Annotated in this window: 12 protein-coding genes; 6 read left to right on the top strand and 6 right to left on the bottom strand. The window is 69.1% G+C overall.

Features of this window, described 5'->3' with window-relative positions; genetic code table 11:
* Positions 1 to 135 precede the first annotated feature (135 nt).
* Both OG223_RS06585 and OG223_RS06580 read left to right on the top strand, forming a co-directional pair.
* Positions 136 to 999, top strand: a complete 864-nt coding sequence (locus OG223_RS06585) for a bifunctional 5,10-methylenetetrahydrofolate dehydrogenase/5,10-methenyltetrahydrofolate cyclohydrolase (protein ID WP_329243725.1) — start codon at positions 136 to 138, stop codon at positions 997 to 999.
* Positions 1,000 to 1,075: 76 nt separating this feature from the next.
* Positions 1,076 to 2,143 carry a chorismate-binding protein gene (locus tag OG223_RS06580; protein WP_329243722.1) on the top strand — a complete coding sequence of 356 codons (1,068 nt, stop codon included), beginning with the start codon at positions 1,076 to 1,078 and terminating at the stop codon, positions 2,141 to 2,143.
* A gap of 141 nt (positions 2,144 to 2,284) precedes the next feature.
* On the opposite strand, the gene OG223_RS06575 is transcribed toward OG223_RS06580, so the two are convergent.
* The 5 genes from OG223_RS06575 to OG223_RS06555 all read right to left on the bottom strand — a co-directional run bounded on the left by OG223_RS06575 (position 2,285) and on the right by OG223_RS06555 (position 8,057).
* On the bottom strand, positions 2,285 to 3,400 hold the full coding sequence (locus OG223_RS06575) for a cobalamin-independent methionine synthase II family protein (RefSeq protein WP_329243720.1): 1,116 nt from the start codon (positions 3,398 to 3,400) through the stop codon (positions 2,285 to 2,287).
* Positions 3,401 to 3,502: 102 nt separating this feature from the next.
* Positions 3,503 to 4,108: a TetR/AcrR family transcriptional regulator gene (locus OG223_RS06570; protein ID WP_329243718.1), complete on the bottom strand. Its 606-nt coding sequence runs from the start codon at positions 4,106 to 4,108 to the stop codon at positions 3,503 to 3,505.
* Positions 4,109 to 4,261: 153 nt separating this feature from the next.
* On the bottom strand, positions 4,262 to 5,290 hold the full coding sequence (locus OG223_RS06565; protein ID WP_329243716.1) for an ABC transporter permease: 1,029 nt from the start codon (positions 5,288 to 5,290) through the stop codon (positions 4,262 to 4,264).
* Positions 5,290 to 6,894, bottom strand: coding sequence for a sugar ABC transporter ATP-binding protein (locus OG223_RS06560; protein ID WP_329243713.1), 1,605 nt, complete (start codon positions 6,892 to 6,894; stop codon positions 5,290 to 5,292). Before OG223_RS06560 ends, OG223_RS06565 begins: the two co-directional genes overlap by 1 nt.
* A complete protein-coding gene (locus OG223_RS06555; protein ID WP_329243711.1) occupies positions 6,891 to 8,057 on the bottom strand; it encodes a sugar ABC transporter substrate-binding protein in 1,167 nt (388 codons plus the stop codon). The genes OG223_RS06560 and OG223_RS06555 overlap by 4 nt, the downstream gene beginning before the upstream one ends.
* Before the next feature lie 757 nt (positions 8,058 to 8,814).
* Between OG223_RS06555 and OG223_RS06550 the strand changes: the two genes are divergently transcribed.
* The 4 genes from OG223_RS06550 to OG223_RS06535 all read left to right on the top strand — a co-directional run bounded on the left by OG223_RS06550 (position 8,815) and on the right by OG223_RS06535 (position 14,507).
* Entirely contained in the window at positions 8,815 to 9,726 is a 912-nt protein-coding gene (locus OG223_RS06550) for a LysR family transcriptional regulator (protein WP_329243709.1), read from the top strand.
* A gap of 139 nt (positions 9,727 to 9,865) precedes the next feature.
* The gene (locus tag OG223_RS06545) at positions 9,866 to 10,993 is read left to right on the top strand and encodes an MBL fold metallo-hydrolase (protein ID WP_329243707.1); all 1,128 of its coding nucleotides are present in this window, start codon (positions 9,866 to 9,868) and stop codon (positions 10,991 to 10,993) included.
* Positions 10,994 to 11,169: 176 nt separating this feature from the next.
* On the top strand, positions 11,170 to 12,531 hold the full coding sequence (locus tag OG223_RS06540) for a glycine cleavage T C-terminal barrel domain-containing protein (protein WP_329243705.1): 1,362 nt from the start codon (positions 11,170 to 11,172) through the stop codon (positions 12,529 to 12,531).
* 221 nt (positions 12,532 to 12,752) lie between these two features.
* Complete coding sequence (locus tag OG223_RS06535; RefSeq protein WP_329243702.1) at positions 12,753 to 14,507, top strand: esterase; 1,755 nt, start codon at positions 12,753 to 12,755, stop codon at positions 14,505 to 14,507.
* Between the two features lie 91 nt (positions 14,508 to 14,598).
* On the opposite strand, the gene OG223_RS06530 is transcribed toward OG223_RS06535, so the two are convergent.
* Positions 14,599 to 14,832 carry a hypothetical protein gene (locus OG223_RS06530; RefSeq protein ID WP_329243700.1) on the bottom strand — a complete coding sequence of 78 codons (234 nt, stop codon included), beginning with the start codon at positions 14,830 to 14,832 and terminating at the stop codon, positions 14,599 to 14,601.
* Positions 14,833 to 15,222 lie beyond the last annotated feature (390 nt).

Genomic DNA, 15,222 nt, shown 5'->3' with positions numbered 1-15,222 from the left:
CCGCCGAGCCGCTCACCGTCGTCCGGTTCTGGTTCCTGTTCCTGTTCCGTACGCCCGTGGTCGGTCGGCCGCGACCTCGGTACACAGTCCGCTGCGACGAGTGAGACGTTCACCAGCAGAAAGCGGTTCGCCATCATGACAACCACCATCGACGGTGCCCGGATCGCCCGTGACATCCGGGCCCGGGTCGCCGAACGGGTCGCCGAGACCGCGGCCTCGGGACGGGTGCCCGGCCTGGCGACCATCCTGGTCGGCGACGACCCGGCCAGCGCCGTCTACGTCGCCGCCAAACGCCGCGCCATCCGCGAGGCCGGTATGCGCGACTTCCACCGACACCTCTCCGGGCACGCTTCCGGGGACGAAGTCGCCGCGGCCATCGACGAGTTGGCGGTCACGCCGGCCGTCTCCGGAATCCTGCTCCAACTGCCGCTGCCCGCCCACCTCGACGCCGCGCCCCTGATCGACCGGATTCCCGCGGCCAAGGACGTCGACGGTCTGACCACGGCGAGCGCGGGCCGGCTGGCCCGCGGCGAACGAGGGCTGCGCCCCTGCACACCGAGCGGCGTCATCGAACTCCTCGACAGCGAGGGCATCGAACTCAGGGGTGCACGCGTCGCCGTCGTCGGCTGGGGCGAACTCGTCGGCCGCCCCCTGACCCAGTTGCTGTTGCGGCGCGGTGCCACGGTGACGGTCGCCAACGAGTTCACCGCCGACCTGGCAGCCGTCACCCGCCCCGCGGACATCGTCGTCGTCGCCACCGGAGTCCGGGGTCTTGTCGGACCCGAGCACGTCAAGCCCGGTGCCACCGTCATCGACGTCGGCATCCACCGCACCCCCGAAGGCCTGACCGGTGACGTCCGCGCCGCCGAACTCGACGGCATCGCCAGCCGCATCACCCCCGTACCGGGCGGGGTGGGCCCGATGACCATCGCCATGCTGATGGTCAACACCCTCCGCGCGGCCGAGTGGAACACCGTGCCCAAGACCGTGCCCGCATAAGCGAGTTGGGCGGTCGGCGCCCAGGGCGCTGCTGCGTACCCGCGCTGTCGGACCGTGCTCAGGAAAGGTGCCGGACATGATGCGACTCCCGCCGCTGGCCCGGCTCGGTGACCGGGTGGCGACCGGCCTGACCGACGTCACCGATGACCCCGCCGCGCTCGACTCCGAGGGCTTCTGGGCCGTCGTGGCCGACTTCGAAGGGCGCCTGACCTGCGCCCGCTTCCGGGACGTACGACCCGCCGCGCAGCACCTCGTCCGCAGGGCCCGATGGGACGGGCCCGCTCCCGGTCAGTGGGCCACGTCGCTGGATCGCGACGCCTACATGCAGGGCGTACGGCGGATCCGCGAGCACATCGCGCGCGGTGAGGTGTACCAGGCCAACCTCTGCCGCGTACTGTCGGCGCCGATCACGGCGGACGCCGACATCGAGGCGCTGGCCGACCGGTTGGCGGCGCGCCACCGCGCGCCGTACGCGGGGTTCGTCCGGCTGCCGGGCCTCGGAATCGAGGTGGCCACGGCCTCCCCCGAGCTCTTCCTGCGCCGCGAAGGACGCGTGATCGAGTCGGGCCCCATCAAAGGCACCGGCCGCACCGAGGCGGATCTCCTGGAGAAGGACTACGCCGAGAACGTGATGATCGTCGATCTGGTCCGCAACGACCTCGGGCGCGTGTGCGCCACCGGCAGCGTCACCGTGCCGGACCTGTGTGCGGTGGAGCGCCATCCCGGGCTCGTCCACCTGGTCTCCAAGGTGAGCGGCGAACTGCGCGACGGAGCAGGATGGCCCGAACTGCTGGCGGCGACCTTCCCGCCGGGATCCGTCACGGGCGCTCCGAAGGAGAGCGCCCTCGGCATCATCACCGCCCTGGAGACCGCACCCCGTGGGCCGTACTGCGGCGGCATCGGCTGGGTCGACGCCGATCGCGGCACGGGTGAACTGGCCGTCGGCATAAGGACGTTCTGGATCGACAGGACCCGACAACGCCTGAACTTCGGCGCCGGAGCCGGCATCACCTGGGACTCGGACCCCGAACGGGAGTGGCAGGAGACCGAGTTGAAGGCCGAGCGACTGCTGACCATCGCGTCCAACGGTTCGCCCTACGACGCGAAGCCGCACCAACGGCTCGCCGCCCGACCCGGCGCCTGAGGCCCCGTCCACCTCGGCGCCCGAGCCCCCGGCTGCTGCGATACCTGAAGCCCCCGGTCGCTGCGGTGCTGAGGCCCCCGCCGCCGCCCCGGCACCCGAGTACCCGCCCGCCACACCAGGCCCCGCGGCGGTGTCCCGCCGTCAGCCCCAGACCAGACGCGCGGTCTCCGCGACGAGCTCCAGCTTGCGGCGCTGGTCGTCAACGGACAGCAGATTGCCCTGACTTGTCGAGGCGAACCCGCACTGCGGACTGAGGGCGAGCTGCTCCAGAGGCAGATACTGCGAGGCCTCGTCGATGCGCCGGCGCAGCGTGTCCACCGACTCCAGCTCGGCCACCTTGGACGACACCAGCCCAAGGACGACGGTCTTGGCGGGCGGCACGAAGCGCAGCGGCTCGAACCCACCGGAACGCTCCGTGTCGTACTCCAGCAGGAAGCGGTCGACCTCGACCTCGCCGAACACCCGCTCCGCGATGGGCTCGTAGCCGCCCTGCGCGGACCAGGCGCTGCGCATGTTGCCCCGGCAGAAGTGCATGGCCACGGTCATGCCGGGGCGCCTCGAACGGGCGGACCGGATCAGGCCGTTGTCCGTGTCGATGATGTGGGAGAGATGCCCCTCCAGGTCCGTCACCCGACGCATCCGCGCGGCTTCGGGGTCGATGTTGGCCCAGTAGGCGAGCGAGTCGAGCTGCAGCCAGGAGACTCCGGCGTCGATCAGGTCGGCGATGTCCTGCCGGTAGATGTCGGCCAGCGCCGCCACCGCGTCCCGTCGGGTCGGATAGACGTCCTCCGACACCCCCGGCCGCCAGAAGCCCGCCACCATCGTCGGACTGGCCATGGTGATCTTGTACGGCCCGGGTGCGTTCGCGGACAGCCAGCGCGCCTCGGCGAGGGACAGCGGCGTCCGCCGGTACAAGGGTCCCGCGATGGCCACCGACGCGACGTCGCCGTCGAGTTCGGCGCCGTCGCTGTCACGGATCCAGCGCGGACGGGCCGACGACTCCTCGGCGGCCTCCAGCCCGCCGACCGTCTCCACCACCGAGGCCATGAAGTCGTCCCGGCGCACCTCGCCGTCGGTGAAGACCTGTATCCCCGCGTCCTGTTGCAGTTTCACCGCGGCGGTCGCCGCCTGGTCCTCCAGTTCCGAGAGCTCTTTGTCGGAGAGTGCGCCGCGCCGGTGTGCGACGCGCGCCGCCAGCAGCTCCTCGGGGCGCAGCAGGCTTCCCACATGTTCGGCTCGGATCGTCGTCGTCGGCATCGGCCGTCCCTTCACGCCTGACACTCGGGCGACTGTACGGTACGGTCCAGTACGCTTCGAGGGCAAGACATGTGCCGGCCACGGCGGGCTCCGCGGGGAAGGTCAGACCGGGTCGACGGCGACGCCGTGCAGGAAGACCCGTACCGCCTCGTTGATGGACGCACTGACCTCGGCGTCGGTCAGCTTGACCGGCGCATCCGTCAGCAGTCGCATCTGGGCGTGGCCGAGCATGGCCTGGTAGAGCTGTTCCGCCGCTCGCACCGGGTCCTCGACCTTGATCAGCCCGTCGTCGCAGGCCTGTTGGAGGCAGCGCCCGAGCACCGCGTGGCCCGCGTTCGGCCCGTGCTCCGCGAAGACCTCCCCGAGCCCGGGAATGCGCATGGCTTCGGAGGTGACCAGGCGGTGCAGGGCGATCGCCTCGGGAGTGAGGACGAGACCGGCGAAGTGTTCACCGAGCGCGACGAGGGTGTCGGTGAGGTTCGCGCCACCCGGCGTGAACGCGTGCAGCGGCTGGGACCACTCGTCGCACAGCGCCTCCACGGATGCGCGGAACAGGGCGCTCTTGTCGGTGAAATAGCGGTAGAGGGTCGCCTTCGACCCGCCCACCGCCGTCAGGACGTCCTCCATGGAGACGCCGGCGTAGCCGCGCGCGATGAACAGCTCACCCGCAGCCCGCGTGATGAGTTGTCGCCGGTCAGTCGCTGTCATCCTCACACGGCCATGTTAGGTGCGGCTGAGTTCGGGCCGACGCCGTTGCGCCGGTCCGGGGCGACGGACCCGCTCACGCACCAGAGCTGTCGTGCGCGAGGCACACCGTCGGGCGGCGGTGTGCCTCGCGCGGCCGGGGTGTCGGCGAGCCGGTCATGGACTGCGGCGGCGCAGCAAGGTCGAGATGGTGACCGCTGCCACCAGGACACCTCCGTAGAAGACCGAGGAGACCCACGCTTCCAGACCCAGCAGTTGGAGCCCGAGGATGCCGGTCGCCAGGAAGTAGATGCCGATGAAGGTACCGACCGGGTTGAAGCGTCCGGGCAGGACGATCGCGGTGCCGAGGAAGACCGAGGCGAAGACCGGCAGCAGCAGGGTGTCGGAGGTAGTGGGGTTGTAGCCGCCCAGAGCCGCGACGGAGATGACCGCGCCGACACCGCACAGGGCGCCGGAGGCGACGAAGGAGCCGAAGCGGATCCGGTTGACGCGGATGCCGGAGAGCCGGCTGACCTCTCTGTTGGCTCCGACGAAGCGGATGTGGCGGCCCAGCGGTGTGAACGCCAGCAGATAGGCGAAGCCCGCCACCAGCACCACGCCGTAGTAGAACGAGATCGGCAGCCCGCCCACGGAGTACAACGCGATCCTGCCGAACCCGGTCGGCAGACCGCTGACCGTGTTGAGGTGCGACAGCCACAGGGCGATGCCGCCCAGGAAGGTGCCCATGCCCAGGGTCACCACGATGGTGTTCACCCCGACCACGACGACGAGCAGGCCGTTGACCACGCCGACCACGATCGCGCCCAGGACGGCGACGAACGCCGCCGGCCACACTCCCCACCCGTGCTCCACGACCAGAACGGGCAGGATCGTGGCGGAGAACCCGAAGACCGCCGGGACCGACAGGTCCACGAACTCTCCGACACAGACAGTGCACAGCAGGGCCATGGTGAGGAACACCAGGGCCTGTTGGGAGCCGAAGACGGTCTGGAAGGTTCCCTTGGTCAGGAACACCCCCGGCTCCGCGGCGGCGTACACCGCGATCATGGCCACCCAGATGCCGATCACCGAGTAACGCGAGGCGAAATGTCCGGCGAGGGCGGAGGCCGATGTCAGCTTCCCGGTTCGCGCGGCCTTCGGCGCGGCAGGGGGTGTGTCGGTGTCTTGCCGGCTGGTGACGTCCATCAGTCTCCCTGCCCCTTTTCTTGAGGTTGTGTGTCATCGCCGAAGACCGCCTGGACGATGGCGTCCTGTTCCAGTTCGCCGCTCAGCTCCTTGGCGACCCGGCCGTCGCGGAACACCAGCACCCGGTCGCACAGCACGGCGAGGTCGACGGGGTCGATCGAGGCGAGGACGATTCCGCAGCCGTCCCGCGCGGCCTCCCGGATCGCGTCGATGATGTCGTGGCGGGCGCCGACGTCGACAGCCTGTGTCGGTTCGTGCAGCACCAGCAGGTTCGGTGCGCCGGCCAGCCACTTGCCCAGCAGGACCTTCTGCTGGTTGCCGCCGCTCAGTGTGTGGACCGGCGCTTGTGGGTGGGGCGGCCGGATGTCGAGTTTCGCGATCATCGCGGCGGTCTCCTCGGCCTGCCACGCGGCGCCGGTCCGCAGTCGGCTGCCGCGGGCGCGCACGCGCGGCAGTGTCAGGTTGTCCGCCACCGAGAGCTCGCCGGCCACCCCCGCCTCCAGGCGGCGCTCGGGTACGAACGCGACCCCCGCGTCCACGAACTCCTCGGTGCAGCCACGTCTGCGGTCCAGCGCGAGGTCGCGCCCGTGCACCGACAGCGTGCCCGCGTCGGCCGGGCGTGCCCCCGCCAGTGCCTCGGCCACCTCGACGAAGCCCGAGCCGATCAGCCCGGTCAGGCCGATGACCTCGCCGCGCCGGATGTCGAGGTCGAGGCCAGCCACTGGGCCGACCGCCAGGCCCCGTGCCGAGGCGACGACCTCGTCCTTGACCTGGCTCCCGACCCTCCCGTGCGTGACGAGGTGACGTCCGAGCATCAGGCGGGTGAGCGAGACCTCGTCCACCTCGCTCGTGGGCAGGCCTGCCTCGACCACGGCGCCGTCGCGCAACACCGTGACCCGGTCGGTCGCTTCGACGACCTCTTCCAACTGGTGTGAGATCAGCAGGACCGAGGTGCCCTCGTCGACGAGCGACCGGACCAGCTCGAAGAAACGGGCCCGCGCGGACCTGCCCAGCGCCCGTGTCGACTCGTCGAAGACGATCAGCCCACCCCCCGGGCGGTGGTCCTGCACCGCCCGGGCGATGGCGACCACGGCCCGGTCCTCCGCCGAGAGCTGCCCGACCTGACGGCCGACCTCCAGGGGCCGGTCCAGCCGGGCCAGGACCCGCTCGGTCGCCCGCTGCTCCTCGCGGCGGTCGATCCGCCGCGAGAGCCGGCCTGCCCGGTAGTGCCCCAGCCGCACGTTCTCCCACACCGTCAGGTCGTCCACCAGCCCGCTGTTCTGGTGGACGACCGAGACTCCCGCCTCGCGCTGCTGCATCGGGCGCACGGGCAGCGCCAACTGCTGCCCGTCCACCGCGATGGAAGCTCCGGGGTCGGGCGCGTACACACCCGTGAGGATCTTGACGAGGGTGGACTTCCCGCAGCCGTTCTGGCCGACCAGTCCGTGCAGTTCTCCGGGGGCGATCCGCAGATGGACCCCGCGAAGCGCCCGGGTCGAGCCGAACGCCTTGGACAGCTCGGCCACTTCCAGACGATGGCGCGGTGCCGTGTCCGGCGGGTCGGTCCGCGAGCCGGCGCTCGCGGTGTGCGCCTCGTTCGTCACCCGATGCCCCAGAGCTTGGCGAAGTCCGCCTGGAAGGAACCGTCGCCGAACCACTCACCCGAGGCCTGGGCCGCGGCCGTCACCTTGATGCTGCCGATGTTCTCCTTGGTGAACAGCCGTATGGGCTGGGCCTCGTCGATGGGCCCGGACCTGGTCATCATGCGCAGGAGTTCGTCGGTCACGCCGAAGCCCATGTAGAGCTGGTCCGCGGCCACGACGGCCTTGACCGAACCGCTCTTGATCAGGCCCAGTCCGTTCACCGAACCGGCCGCTGTGGACACGGAGATGCTCGACGAACGCCCCGACTGCTGGACGCCCTGGAGGGTGGGCTGGAGGCTGTCCTCGAACTCGGTGTAGTAGTAGTCGGCACTCGGGTTGCTCAGGACGTTGGAACTCGCCTTCGAGGCCAGCAGGGCCGGCGTCGAGGCGGTGATCTGCTTGACCGTGACCTTGCAGCCCGGGCAGTACTTCTTGTAGATCGGCAGCGAGTCGGCCACCATCTTGAGCGCTGTGGGGCTGTCGGCATTCTGCGCGATGATCAGATTGGCCTTGCCCTTGGAGTCGGCGATGATCCACCAGGCCATGGCGGTGGGCTGAGAACTCGCACCCGGCACATAGCTCACCTGGTTGCTGTTCTCGACTCCGGCCGGGGGGTTCTGGTCCGCGATGACGATCGGGATGCCCTTGGCCTTCGCGGCGTCGAGGGCGTTCTGCGCCATGCCGTAGGGGATCGCGTCCAGGATGATCCCGGCCGCGTCCGCGGTGATCGCCTGCTGGACGCAGGAGGCGATCGCGGTCGGCTGGGCCTTGCCGTCGCACACCTGCTGCGAGAGGCCGGCCTTGGACAGCGCCTGCTTCGTCGACCCGGCCGTGGCGACGAAGGCGGGGACCTGCTGGACGATCGGGACGTAGAAGACCTTGCGGCCCTTGAACTTGTCCACGCCCGGCACACTCGCGGTGGGGACGGGGTAGGTCTTGGCGACGGCCTGCAGGGCCGCCACCTTCGCCTCGGCCGTGGCAAGCCCCGATGCGGAACTGTCCTTGCCCGACGTGGTGGAGCCGGAACCGGAGCCGGAGTCGGAGCTGCCGCAGCCTGCCAGCATCGCCGACGCGGCGAGCACAGCCGTGCACGAGGCCAGCCACTTCTTTCTGATAAGCGTCATTGCTTATGCCTCCATGGCCGAGCGTCCGTACTTCCTTGAGTGGACGCTGGTGGTGTGTGGGATCGCCCACCGTCACTGCGCGGGCGGAGAAAGATATGAGAGGAGCGCGTTCAGGCCCTGATCCGCGGCTCGCGCCGCGGCGGCACCTCACACCTGAGCCGGACCGGGAAGCGGGCCGTGGCTCGGGTTCGCCGGTCGAAGATTCCCGGCTCGACGCCACGATGACGCCGAGCCCTTCGACGGCCCATTCCTCCGCGTCCGAACGGAGTGCCGTGCGGTGATCACGAACTGCGCCGTCAACCCCTGCCTGCCACAAAGGCCCAGTTCGCGCCCCATTCCCGTCAATGGCCGAAAGTGTGTGCACGTCGGCAGGCACGCGGAAGCGCATCGGCAACAAGTTAAGTTTGCGAGCCGCGCACGGACCGCGGTCTCCCCGCATGCGCAAGTAGTGGGCCGAGCACGAACAGGCCGGGCAGGCTTGGGCGACTTCCCGCTTCGGCCGAAGCCTGCAGGCCGGCGCTGTGCCGAACCGGGTTTTCCAGAGCAGGCCTCGCGGTCGCGAGGGGGTTCTGTTACGGTCGCTAGATCGATATAGTAAAGGTAAGTGTGTCGACCGATGTGACCCTGACGGTCTTCCGCTCTGCCGTCGTCCGCCCTCCAGGTTCGCCACCTGCGAGATGGCTCCGCCCAACTGCACCGCCCCATGTCCGACGCGGCCCGGAGGGACACCGGCGCCGTGGACGACCGGAGGACCGCCATGGACCGTCTGCTTCTCATGCGCAGTTTCGTCATCGTCGCCGACCTCGGCAGCTTCAACGGAGCGGCCAAAGCGCTCGGGTCGTCGGGATCACTCGTGTCGCGCCATGTCGCCGAGCTGGAGCGCCAGGTCGGCGTCCGGCTCGTCAACCGCACGTCCCGCTCGGTGAGCCTGACCGAACCGGGCCTGCGCTACGCCGAGTTCGCCGCCCGCATCGTGAAGGAGATCGACGCCGAGGACTCCAGCATCGCGGATCTGCACGACAGGGCGGAGGGCATGCTCAGCATCATCTGCCCGAAGTGGATAGGGAGCCTGGACCTCGGGGACGCCATCGCCGCGTTCTCCGCCGCCCACCCGAAGATCCAGATCCGGTTCGAGCTGGGAGGCGTGTCCGACCGTACGTACGACTTCCTGGACGGCGGTTTCGACCTGGCGTTCCACACCCGGGACCTCCGGGACTCCAACGTCCGGCTGAAGAAGATCGCCTCGCTGCCCTTCGTCCTGTGTGCGTCGAAAACGTACATCGACGAACACGGACCCCTGACGCACCCGAACGACCTGGCCGCCCATGACTGCCTGGTGCACGTCAACGACCCCGTCTGGCGCATCGGGCACGGCCCCACCTCCACGCTGCACAAGATCCGCAACGTGGCGTTCTCGTCCAACTCGTACATCGCCCTGCAGAAGGCGGCCGTGCACGGACGCGGCGTCGCCCTGCTCCCACAGCGGTCCGCCTACGACGATCTCGTCTCCGGGGCCCTGCAGGTCCAGTTGCCCGAACTGGCGGCACCCGACCGGCCGCTCTACGCGATCCACGGGCCCGGGCCGGGCACCCAGCGCAAGGTCACGGTCTTCCTGGAGTTCCTCGCCAAGTGGTTCGCGGAGAACCCGATTCCCACGATCGGCTGCTGACCGCATCCGCTGACATGTGCTCGGCGCGCAATCTTATAGTTCGCGCTGATAGCTCATATTTTCGGCCGATTGATGGACAGCCATGCCGGATGTGGCCACTGTGGCAACGCGAATCGAGCCGCGAAGGAGCTGTCTCTTCATGTGCGAACCCCTGGGTGAACCGACGTCCCGCCGGACGATGCTGGGCGCGATGGCCGCATCCGCCGCCGCTGCCGCCGTACCACTGCTCGGCGCCGAGCCGGCCGCGGCGGCGACGAACACCGGATCCGCGTCCTCCGGAACAGGTCTGTCCGTGACGCTGCTCGGCACCAACGGCGGGCCGCCGCCCCTGGCGACCCGCTACGGCATCTCGTCGGCGCTGACCGTGAACGGCAGAACGTATGTCGTCGACTGCGGACGAGGAGCGGTGACCCAGTACCTGCGCGCCGGTCTGTCGATGCCGGCGCTCGCCGGGATCTTCCTGACCCACCTGCACGCCGACCACATCGTCGACTACTACTCGTTCCCGCTGCTGTCGGCGGGCGCCTCGGGTGCGCAGGGCTTCCAGAAACCGATCGAGGTCTACGGCCCCGGTCCGGCCGGTATCGCCTCGACCGTCGCCGGCGCTCCGGGTCCCGTGCCGGGCACCGTCGAGATGACGAGGCTGGCCGGTCAGGCGTACGCGGCCTCACCGACCTTCTTCATGACCGAGCACGCGGGCATCGACCCGGCGACCATGCTCAACGTCCACGACGTACTTCCGCCGTCGGGCGTCGGCGCCTCGGCGACGGACTCCGCGCCGGCCATGGCGCCGTTCACGGTCATGGAGAACGACGACGTGAAGGTCACCGCCGTCCTGGTCCCGCACGGCGCGGTGTTCCCCGCCTACGCGTACCGCTTCGACACGGACCACGGCAGCGTCGTCTTCTCCGGCGACACGGCACCGACCCCGAACATCATCAGGCTCGCGGCGCACGCGGACGTCCTGGTCCACGAGGCCGTCTACCCGGCGGGTCTCGCGAGTCTCGGACTGCCCCAGGCACTGATCGACCACATCACCTCGACCCACACGGACGTGGCCCAACTGGGCCGGATCGCCGCCGAGTCGGACGCGGGAACACTGGTCGCGACCCACCTCGGCCCGGGACAGCAGACCGTGGTCTCCGACGCGACCTGGCGCCGCCTGCTCCGCGACAGCGCACGCCGGGCCGACTTCGGCGGACCGATGGTGCTGGGCGCGGACCTGCTGCATCTGCCGGTACGGCGGCGGGCGCGCCGCAGGTCCTGAACCGTCCGGCGCTGCGCGGAAGTTCCGCATTGCTTGCGTCGTGCGACCGATCACCGATGCGTCACGACCCTCGCCTTGTCCGAAACAGACTGTTAGCGTCCGACTTAATCGATCTAGTCGGTGGCCGGCGCCCCGACGACGCTCTGGACGATGACGTCCTCTCGATGGAGTGTGAAATGGACTTGGTCGCACAACAGCGCAGTACCTACGAAGCGGTCCTCCGGCTGAACGACGCACCGTTCATCACCGAGCGGCCGGCGATGTTCAGCCCGGCCGCCGCGGCCCAGGACGAGGGCAACACCCGGGGCACCTACGGCCGCTTCGCGCAGCTCCTGCTTCCCGAGGAGTACTCGGACTGGGTCGAGGAGAGCGCCGCTCATGTCGGCTCGTGCTACGTCGGCGACTGGAGCTCGCTGCACAAGGTGAAGGTGCACGGCCCGCAGGCGCTCGCCTTCCTGCGCTGGTTGGGGATGCGGGACCTGTCCCGTTTCGAGACCGGGCAGATCAAGCACCACGTACAGCTCGACGAGAACGGCTGGATCGCCTCCGAGGGCGTGCTGTGCCGGCTCGGGCCCGATGAGTTCGTCTACACCGCGGGCAGTTGCGACTGGCTGTTGTGGCAGTTGAGCCAGGGCGGCTGGGACGCGGCGGCGACCGACATCAGCCCCGACCGCTTCATCTTCGGCGTCCAAGGACCGGCGTCCTTGGCCGCGTTGGAGAAGCTGACGGGCGACGATCTCCGCGACATCGGCTTCAGCCGCAGCCGTATGTCGACGGTCGACGGGGTGCCGGTACGGGTCCTGCGCACCGGGATCTCGGGCGAGCTCGGGTACGAGCTGCACGGGCCGACCGAGCACGCCAACGAGATCTGGGCGGCGGTCGTGGTGAGCGGGCAGGACGTCGGCATTCGCCAACTCGGTTTCCGGGCCCAGCCTGTTCAGCACATCGAGGCCGGGATCGCGACCAACGGACTGGACTATCTGCCGGCGTCGATCCTCACGCCGGGTGCGCCGAGGCAGTTCCGCAAGGGCACGCCCACCGGCAGTTTCGTCCCGGCGGGCGGCGTGACCGACTACTTCCGCAAGCCGGGCGAACTCGGCTGGGGGTTCCGCAAGGGCGTCCCCGACCGCGACTTCAGCGGGCGGGACGCACTCGTCCGGGACGCCGAAAGCGGCGTACCCGCACGCCGGTTGGTCGGGCTGCGCTGGAACGAGCGGGATGTCGCCGGTGTCCTCACCTCGCTCCTGAGCGACGCCGAACTGCCCGATCAGATGGAGATGCCCCGTGGCCGCGGTCCCCACTTCGACCAGGTGCTGGTGTCCGGCGACCGGGTGGGTGTCGCCACGGGCCGCACCGTGAGCCCGACCCTGCGGGCGATGATCTCCCTCTGTGTGCTCGACCCCGCGCACGCGGCGCCCGGCACGGAGGTCGTCGTCCTGTGGGGCCGTCAGGGCACTCCGCAGCGGGAGATCCGGGCGACGGTCACCACGCTGCCCTTCAAGCCGGACAACCGGCGCACCGACGTCACCCGGCCCTGACGGTTCCGTCCCGACTCGTCGCCGACGTCGAAGGAGCGAAGGGCAGGTGCCCGCAGCAAACCTTCTAACAAAATTATCATCAAAATTGTTAACAATCCTGGCCCCCGACCGACAGTCTGGGACGCGCATGAGCCGCACAGCCCGACCTGCCCGCAGTGCCGCCAAGGCGGTGGGCGCGTACGGCTGTGATCGCGTAACTCGCTGTACAAGGAGGCCTACAGGTGGACATCAACCGCAGAACTGTGATCCGGAGCGCGACGGGCGTCGCAGCCCTGGCCGCGTTCGGAACCGCCGAGGGCGCGGCGAGCACGGCGTTCGCCGCCACCTCGGCGTCGAGCGGTTCGTCGAGCGCGTCCTCGGCGTACTCGCTGGAGTTCGACGCCACCGCCTGGTCGTACGACGCGACCAACGACGTGTACTACCAGGTCGGCAAGATGTACGTCACGAACCCGGCCGCGACGGACTACGAGAACCTGTCGATCTATGTGCCGGGCGCCTATCTGACGGCGACCGCGAACAGCGACGGGGCCACGTACACCGCGAAGGCCAACCCGAAGGGCACCGTCGGCCAGTACTCGGGACGCACGGCGCCGATCGTGATCCCGGTCAACACCCCCGGCTACGCCCAGCAGGCGCCGGCCACGTCCTACAGCTACACCAGCGTGTCGCAGTACCTCGAGGCCGGGCTCGTCTACGTGTGGCCGGGCCTGCGCGGCCGGAACAGCTCGACCAGTACCCGCTCCGACGCGGCACCCTGGGGCGTCACCGACCTCAAGGCCGCGGTCCGCTTCCTCCAGTACAACCGGAGCGTCCTGCCCGGCAGCACGGACGACATCGTCCTGTTCGGCATGAGCGGCGGCGGCGCCCAGGACACCGTGGCGGGCACGTCCGGCGACAGCCCCCTGTACTTCCCGTACCTGCGCACGATCGGCGCGGCGATGGAGGACGCCCAGGGCCGGCCCCTCAGCGACGCTGTCGCCGGCGTCATGGCCTGGTGCCCGATCACCAACCTGCAAGAGGCCAACCTGTCCTACGAGTGGAACATGGGCCAGTTCGCCTCGACGAGTACGCGCGCGTCCGGCACGTGGACCAGCGCCTACTCGGCGGACCTCGCGAAGGCCTGGCCCAAGTACCTCAACCGCCTGGGGCTGCGCGACGAGCACGGCAGGCGCCTCGAGTTGACCGAGTCCAGCAGCGGCACGTACCTGGCCGGCAGTTACCACGACCACCTGATCGAGGTGATCACCACCTCGCTGAACAACTTCCTGTCGGACAACACCTTCCCGTACACCATCACCACCCAGGGCGGCCCGCCCGGATCGGGGCAGACGGGGACCTCGACCACGTACGAGACGGTCGCCGACTACATCGCCTACCTCAACACCAACAGCACCTGGGTCACCTACGACGCCACGACCAACACCGCCACGGTGTCCGGCCTCGAAGGCTTCGTCAACAGCCAGAAGAACGCGAACAAGCCGGTCGGCGCGTTCGACGGGTACTCCCGCGGGCAGGGCGAGAACAGCGTCTTCGCGATGGGGCTCAACGTTCCGTCGCACTTCGTGCCGCTCTCTCGTGACGTCATCAAGGCGAACGAGACGAAGTACGCCACGTACTCCGACTGGAACTCCGACTACGGAGTCTCGGCGTACGACAGCGACTTCGCCAAGAAGGACAGCGTCGGCAAGGACATGGTCTGGCGGGGCAACGCGTACAACCCGCTGTACTTCCTCTCGCCCGCCTTCGCCGGCTACCGGCAGTCGCAGGTGGCGCGACACTGGCGCATCCGTACCGGCATCATGCAGGGCGACACGGCCAACACCACCGAGATCAACCTCCAGTTGGCCCTGCTGAACTACGGCATCCGCGATGTCGACTTCGCCACGGTGTGGGCCATGGCGCACACCATGGCCGAGCGCACCGGGGACGCGACGACGAACTTCATCAGTTGGGTGGAGTCCGTCGTCAAGAAGTGATCGTCCGTTCGGACACCCCGGGTGCCTGACCGACGAGCCGCGGTCAGGCACCCGGCACCGGACCGGCTCCCGCCGGAGCAGCGGTCCCGCGTCATTCTCGACTGCGGCCGACACCGGCGATGAGGACGAGTGCGAGCAGCGCGATCACCTGGAGTACCAGGGAGAAGGCAGTGGGGTGCCCGAGGGGATGGAGAAGCGGCAGACCGATGCCGGCTGCCGCGACGACGACCACCAGCGGTATGAGCAGAGGGTCCCGGTGACCTCGTACCTGCCAGAAGGCGGCCCAGGCACAGAGAATTTCCGCGAGCGCCAGGGCGACCTGCACGTTAGTTGTCCCAGAGGCCGGTCTTGGTGAACTCACTGACGAAGTTGACCCACACCTTGATCCTGGGCTGTTCCAGGTATGCGGCCGTCGCCGCAGACGATCATCGTGCCGTTCGGATCCTCCTGGGTGACTCAGACGAATCAATAGCGAGCCGAAGATCTACACGCTGATCAAGACAGGGAACTCCGGGCCCCGCACGCGACTCCGGCATTGGAGATACTCGGCCCAAAACCCTTCCGCCGTAGGGCTGTTCGGCCTGGTCAGCCGCAGTTTGGGCGCACATTGGGCTTGACTGATCTTTTATGGGATTCAGTGACAGTTACCGCAAAGAGGGCATAGCGAGTCCATCGGCATCGCGGGGCCGAGACAGCTACTTGGTGAACCCTCCCC

The organism is Streptomyces sp. NBC_01478, assembly GCF_036227225.1.
Classification (GTDB): domain Bacteria; phylum Actinomycetota; class Actinomycetes; order Streptomycetales; family Streptomycetaceae; genus Streptomyces.
Note: the sequence above shows the minus strand (reverse complement) of the source record. Positions and strands in the feature narration are given on the sequence as shown.

Bases quoted from the DNA above. Each gene is read 5' to 3' on its own strand.
- OG223_RS06585 (WP_329243725.1), top strand. From the start codon at position 136: ATGACAACCACCATCGACGGTGCCCGGATCGCCCGTGACATCCGGGCC.
- OG223_RS06580 (WP_329243722.1), top strand. From the start codon at position 1,076: ATGATGCGACTCCCGCCGCTGGCCCGGCTCGGTGACCGGGTGGCGACC.
- OG223_RS06575 (WP_329243720.1), bottom strand. From the start codon at position 3,400: ATGCCGACGACGACGATCCGAGCCGAACATGTGGGAAGCCTGCTGCGC.
- OG223_RS06570 (WP_329243718.1), bottom strand. From the start codon at position 4,108: ATGACAGCGACTGACCGGCGACAACTCATCACGCGGGCTGCGGGTGAG.
- OG223_RS06565 (WP_329243716.1), bottom strand. From the start codon at position 5,290: ATGGACGTCACCAGCCGGCAAGACACCGACACACCCCCTGCCGCGCCG.
- OG223_RS06555 (WP_329243711.1), bottom strand. From the start codon at position 8,057: ATGACGCTTATCAGAAAGAAGTGGCTGGCCTCGTGCACGGCTGTGCTC.
- OG223_RS06550 (WP_329243709.1), top strand. From the start codon at position 8,815: ATGGACCGTCTGCTTCTCATGCGCAGTTTCGTCATCGTCGCCGACCTC.
- OG223_RS06545 (WP_329243707.1), top strand. From the start codon at position 9,866: ATGTGCGAACCCCTGGGTGAACCGACGTCCCGCCGGACGATGCTGGGC.
- OG223_RS06540 (WP_329243705.1), top strand. From the start codon at position 11,170: ATGGACTTGGTCGCACAACAGCGCAGTACCTACGAAGCGGTCCTCCGG.